The organism is Duncaniella muricolitica (assembly GCF_910574735.1).
In the GTDB taxonomy this organism is placed as follows: Bacteria; Bacteroidota; Bacteroidia; order Bacteroidales; family Muribaculaceae; genus Duncaniella; species Duncaniella muricolitica.
The window spans coordinates 1-5,875 of record NZ_CAJTCF010000129.1; the positions used below are offsets into that span (position 1 = coordinate 1).

Sequence of the window (5,875 nt, forward strand, 5' to 3'; positions counted from 1 at the left end):
CAACCCGACGCAGACCTGAAAATAATGCTCGCCGATGCATCTGAATCGCCGCCGGAAGAAACTGAAAACTGATAAGGGGGCTTGTCCTATACAAAAAGTTAGCCCAACTTCTATATTTCAAGAAGTTGGACTCGACTTTTTATGGTTTAGCGGACAGTAATAATTACGATTATACTATCCAAGCAACCAGCGTGGAATATCAATAATGGAAATTCCTTCATAGTCACTCTCCTCGTGACGGGTTCTTGCAAGGAGTATCTTGGGATACGCATCGCGAATCTGCAATAGTGGCTCTACTTCCCGGCGGAATGTTTCTTCACCGGAAATGTCGTCACTGACCTGAATGTATAATTTCTCATTGCCTTTCATTGCAACAAAGTCAATCTCTTTCTGATACAGCTTGCCTACATATACATCATATCCGCGTCGTAGCAGTTCTATGAAGACTATGTTCTCAAGCATACGCCCCCAGTCCATATTACGCTTGCCAAGTACCGCAAAACGAATGCCGGTATCTGCAAGATAGTATTTACTGAGCGACTGAAGATAGGTCTTACCCCTCACATCATACCTTCTGGCCTCATAGAAGACAAAGGCATGGCAGAGATGGTCGATATAACTGCCCACTGTCTTGTAGTTGGTCTCTGTGCCATTTGCGACAAGGATATTGCTGATATTCCTTGACGATGATATATTGCTCACATTATCCATAAGGTATTCAGCAACCTTTTTTAGAAGTGTCGCACTTCCCAGCCGATATTTCTCTACAAGATCCCGGATAAGGATTGTGTCATAAACATCTCGGATATACTTCTCCTTGTCAGAGTCGTTTTTATAAGTATATGAACCTGAAAGTCCTCCAAGTTTGATATAACGCTCGAAATGGTTATCATAATCCCCGCCAATATCGAAATAGGCACAGTACTCCTTGAAGCTAAACGGATAAACGTGAATCTCCATGTATCGCCCTGTAAACAGTGTGGCAAGATCACTGCTCAGAAGAAAAGCATTCGAGCCGGTGAGATAGATATCGTATTTTTCATCTGAGTGCAGACTATTGATAGCCAGCTCGAATTTTTCACATAGCTGAACCTCGTCAATCATCAGATAATTATTGACTCCATCCCGGTATTTTTCCTCTATATAGTCGTTGAGAGCATGATACTCTTTCAGTTGTTCAAACTTGATTTTTGTCAGGTCAATATAAATGATGTTTGCGGTAGCATCTGTTTTGACTATATAATCAGAGAACGCTCCTAACAGTTTGGATTTGCCACTACGTCTTATGCCCGTTATTATCTTAATATCGGGAGTATTTATTAAACCCTCTAACTGACGGAGGTACAACGGTCTTTCTATTAGTTTCATCTGATTTCATTTCCCAAACTTAAAAATTATTTGACTTTGGGAAACGATGCAAAGTTACGAATTATTTTCCAAACTAAATGAGAATGTAATCCAAAAAACTGAATTATCTGATTATATCTGATTATGTCTGATTATGAAAGATAAAGCGACGAGAGTCGGAGCGGTCTTCCGTATCTGCGGTGCAAGGACTTATCGACCGCTCCGCCACTCATCGCTTGTTTGCACCCACGGGCGGAGACAATGGCGGCCGGTTCGTGCCTCGCTGACCGTCATAGACTCCGCTTTCCGGGGCGCGGTGCCATTATTTCTTTTCATTGTTTCAAGTCCATCGGCAACACTGCCGGTTGCCGACCGATATGTTCCTTTGTGCCGTCATGCCGGGGGTGCCTTTCAAGCAGGCATCACATTAACGGATGGGCAAGTATAAGTCGCTCGCCTGATATAACGTGTGGCTAAGGGCTGTTCATTCAATCCGTCAAAATCTCCACGCTCCTGCGGAGGTAGTATTTGGCCGGCTTGCCTGAACCACCCTTTTTTGTCGCCACACGACATTGAGGCGTCGAGCAACTCATACAGCCACACCGTCATTGGACGCATGGTTAAAAAAAAGCACCCACCGATATGACAGCTACAAGTCAACATATTAGAAATTTAGGTCGAGGCAAAACTCACCAAACCTCCCATCAATACCGCATAATCAAAATGGTGGCGAAAGTGGTAGGTACAATCATCGGCTTAGTTGTGGCAGTGGTGATGTGGGTGGTAGTACGACCGATACTCCGAGGTGTGGGGTGGCTAATCTCCATACTGACGATAATAGCGATAATCTATTGGGTATTAACTTTCTAAAAACATACGACTATGAAATCATCTGAAAATTTTATCGAGGCTATCCGTCACTATCTTGATAGCCGTGCAGAGAGCGACAATCTGTTCGCTATCCGCTATGCAGACCCCTCCAAATCCGTAGAGGAGTGTTGCCAGTACATACTCAACGAGGTCAAGCGTCAAGGTGTCAGCGTAATGACCAATGATGAGGTCTATTCTCTTGCCACACACTACTTTGACGGCGACGTCAGCGAGAAGGAAATCGGCAAACCCATCAACTGCAAGGTGGTAATCTCCAAAGACCAACTCACCGAGGAGGACAAAGCCGAACTCAAACAGCAGGCGATGGAGCAATACAAGCAGGAGCAACTCCGAGAAATCAGACGGCAGTCAGCACCGAAGGCTCAACCCAAGCCGACCGCCACCGCTCCCAAAGCCGGAGCAGAGATTGACACTATCCCCAACCTATTTGATGAACTCTAAACACCCCCCAACACGATGAAACCTCGCAATAAGAAACAACAGCATATAGTGGAACTGAGTGGGAGACTTCGCCCGCTCACCACTCCCCAAAAGCAGTGGGCACTTAATTCCACCATCAATCACTATGGTTATCGGTTGAAGAACGGAATGTGTACCTGTATGAAATGCGGTCACGAGTGGTTGGAGAGCCGTAACAGAATGTGCCTATGCCCCGAATGTGGAACACAGATTGAAATCAAGGACACCAAAGAGCGTGTTATCCGAGACAAGTCCTATTTCAACGTAATCACCACTATGGAAAACTATCAGGTAGTTAGGATGTTCCTGATGATTGTTGAAATGCGTAAGGGAATGAAGACAAAGCCTGCCTATCTTGAAATCGGCAGTTATTGGATTGACCCCAAAGGCAATACAACCGTTGTCGGATTGCAGAGAACTTTGGGACACTACATAGACAGTTTCGCCTTTGGCTCTCCATTGGAGATAAGGCGTGACAATGAAGCCTTCCAACGCATATCCGATGAATGGGTTTACCCACGCATCAAGGTCACTGACACCATCAAGCGCAATGGTTTCAAAGGCAGTTGCCACCATATCAACCCAGTAACCCTCTTCCAAGAGTTGCTGACCAACCCCAAAGCCGAGACACTGATGAAATCCAACGAGATAGAATTGCTCCGATACCTTTGTCTGAGGCCCACCAACAAGTCATACATCAACACCTACTGGAACACTATCAAGATAGCCAATCGCAATGGCTATAAGGTCACCAACTTACAGATATGGATAGACTACATCAAGATGTTGGAGCGATGTGGCAAGGACATTCAATCTCCCAAGTACATCTGTCCCTCTAATCTCCAAGAGGAACACGACCGATATGTGAGAAAACTCCAAACCATCCAAGAGAAGGCGAGGAAAGCCGATGACATCCGCAAAGCCCAAGAGAGGGAGGCGAGTTTCAAAGAGCAGAAAGAGAAATTCTTTGGCATCCGTATCAACGATGGAGAGATTGAGGTCAAGGTATTGGAAAGTGTTGAGGAATACCGACAGGAGGCTGAAAGTCAGCATATATGTCTGTTCAGTGCTACCTACGACCAGCGTGAGGACAGCCTTATCTTCTCAGCGAGAATAGCCGGCAGAATAATCGAAACCATCGAGGTTGACCTCAAAACCCTAAAAGTGGTTCAGTCAAGAGGAGTCTGCAATCAGAACACCGAGTACCACGACCGGATTATCAGACTCATCAACGCTAACACCCACCTCATCAAAGAAAGAATAACAGCATAAGATGTTTCATAGTCAGAGCGGACGACCTCGTGATGAAGTCGCCCGCTCATTTTTGTCAAAAATTTCGGCCGCCACAGGCGGCGTTTGGCACGTTTTTTGCTGTGCTTTACAAGCACCATAGATCCCCCATTATATAATGACAACAAAAGAAAAATTCAGTACATTTCTATCAAACATCAGATTGGATAATGATGAGACACTATCTAATCGTTACGCGCAGATTACAAAGAAGTTAAATCAGAGATTCCGATATTCGGATTCAGAAACTGCTAATAGATTGCAGGTCGGCTCGTATGGCCGTTATACTGGAATAAAAGGCATATCTGATCTGGACATGTTATATATTATGCCAAGCTATTTATGGCCGGAATATAAAAATTCTCCAGATAAGTTGTTGCGGCATACTCGAGATGCCCTTAAAGAAAGATATCCTACTACTGACATAACGTATGACACCCTCGTTGTTGTAGTAAATTTCTGTAATTTCAAATTTGAAATCCAACCCGTATTTGAAGCTGAGGAAAAGGATGGTCTGATGACTTATCTTTTTCCAGATACAAGTAAGGGGTATTACCGTCTCACAATGCCACGCCACGAGCAAAACGAGATGAAAACATTTCGCCAAGAGAATGGTGATACTCACCGGTTACTATGTAAAATGATGAGATCTTGGACTAACAATGTTGGATTGCAAATGGGTGGCCTATTGTTAGACACGCTGGCATATAATTTTTTAAAGAATGATTCTGATTTAGCAACTACACCTATATCCAAATTTGACACCTTATGTCGTGATTTTTTTGACTTTCTCAGAAACGAACCCGACAAGGACCATTATCACGCATTAGGAAGCGGGCAGGATGTCAAAGTGAAACATAAATTTAAAAGTAAAGCGAAAAAAGCTTATTCGTTTGCTTGCTACGCAATCTCTGCCGATAACGAAGATGATACGCATAAAAACTGGAGAAAAATTTTTGGCAAAAATTTCCCCAAGAAACCAGATACTATGAAGAATCTTTCATCATCGGTTATTGATTGTGAGGAGTTTATTGAGGATCTTTACCCTATACATATACAAGGAGACCTAAAAATTGATTGCGAAGTAAAATCTAATGGCTATAGAGAACGTCTATTAAGTTGGATTTTGAGTAACTCTCAAAAGATTTCCAGAGTTCGATCTCTTGACTTTTTCATTGTCTCCACTGATATACCAGAACCATTTATTGTAAAATGGAAAGTCCGTAATGTGGGAGATGAAGCTATCCGGCGAAATTGTTTAAGAGGCCAAATAATTGATTCAAATACCCGCGACAAAAAAGGGAGACATGAATCAGCCGATTTCAAGGGACCTCATTATGTTGAGTGCTACTTGATAAAAGACGGATATGTTGTTGCACGAGCTCGTATTGATGTGCCTATTTTATAAACCCTCATACAACCCACATACATGATAGAAGAAATTAGGATACAATACCGCCTGCTTGAAGAACGTTTCGTGAAGATTGCTTGGACTCATAAAATCCATGAAAAGCAAGCAGATTTATATGATAAAAAAGCAGGGCGGAATAAGACTTTACTGGCTTTTACAACAAGCTTTACAACCACTTCTGCTGTTGCAAGTTTGTTCTCTGAGTTTGAATTGGATTGGATAATAAATATTATTACAGCCCTGTTTGCTATAATTTCAACCTACCTTACTCTTAGATACAAGGACAATGTTCTTGAAGAGAAATCAGATTCAAATTATTACTGTCCGCTAAACCATAAAAAGTCGAGTCCAACTTCTTGAAATATAGAAGTTGGGCTAACTTTTTGTATAGGACAAGCCCCCTTATCAGTTTTCAGTTTCTTCCGGCGGCGATTCAGATGCATCGGCGAGCATTATTTTCAGGTCTGCGTCGGGTTG

Annotated in this window: 5 protein-coding genes; 4 read left to right on the forward strand and 1 reads right to left on the reverse strand. The window is 43.0% G+C overall.

Annotated elements, in window-relative coordinates:
* Nucleotides 1–174: 174 nt before the first annotated feature.
* Nucleotides 175–1,368, reverse strand: coding sequence for an ATP-binding protein (locus tag QGT73_RS16825; protein WP_280123194.1), 1,194 nt, complete (start codon nt 1,366–1,368; stop codon nt 175–177).
* Between the two features lie 861 nt (nt 1,369–2,229).
* Between QGT73_RS16825 and QGT73_RS16830 the strand changes: the two genes are divergently transcribed.
* The 4 genes from QGT73_RS16830 to QGT73_RS16845 all read left to right on the forward strand — a co-directional run bounded on the left by QGT73_RS16830 (nt 2,230) and on the right by QGT73_RS16845 (nt 5,758).
* A complete protein-coding gene (locus QGT73_RS16830; RefSeq protein ID WP_280123195.1) occupies nt 2,230–2,679 on the forward strand; it encodes a PcfK-like family protein in 450 nt (149 codons plus the stop codon).
* A gap of 15 nt (nt 2,680–2,694) precedes the next feature.
* Entirely contained in the window at nt 2,695–3,969 is a 1,275-nt protein-coding gene (locus tag QGT73_RS16835) for a PcfJ domain-containing protein (RefSeq protein WP_280123196.1), read from the forward strand.
* 136 nt (nt 3,970–4,105) lie between these two features.
* Entirely contained in the window at nt 4,106–5,395 is a 1,290-nt protein-coding gene (locus QGT73_RS16840) for a nucleotide-binding domain-containing protein (RefSeq protein WP_280123197.1), read from the forward strand.
* A gap of 21 nt (nt 5,396–5,416) precedes the next feature.
* Nucleotides 5,417–5,758, forward strand: coding sequence for a hypothetical protein (locus QGT73_RS16845; protein WP_280123198.1), 342 nt, complete (start codon nt 5,417–5,419; stop codon nt 5,756–5,758).
* Nucleotides 5,759–5,875 lie beyond the last annotated feature (117 nt).

Bases quoted from the DNA above. Each gene is read 5' to 3' on its own strand.
- QGT73_RS16825 (WP_280123194.1), bottom strand. From the start codon at position 1,368: ATGAAACTAATAGAAAGACCGTTGTACCTCCGTCAGTTAGAGGGTTTA.
- QGT73_RS16830 (WP_280123195.1), top strand. From the start codon at position 2,230: ATGAAATCATCTGAAAATTTTATCGAGGCTATCCGTCACTATCTTGAT.
- QGT73_RS16835 (WP_280123196.1), top strand. From the start codon at position 2,695: ATGAAACCTCGCAATAAGAAACAACAGCATATAGTGGAACTGAGTGGG.
- QGT73_RS16840 (WP_280123197.1), top strand. From the start codon at position 4,106: ATGACAACAAAAGAAAAATTCAGTACATTTCTATCAAACATCAGATTG.
- QGT73_RS16845 (WP_280123198.1), top strand. From the start codon at position 5,417: ATGATAGAAGAAATTAGGATACAATACCGCCTGCTTGAAGAACGTTTC.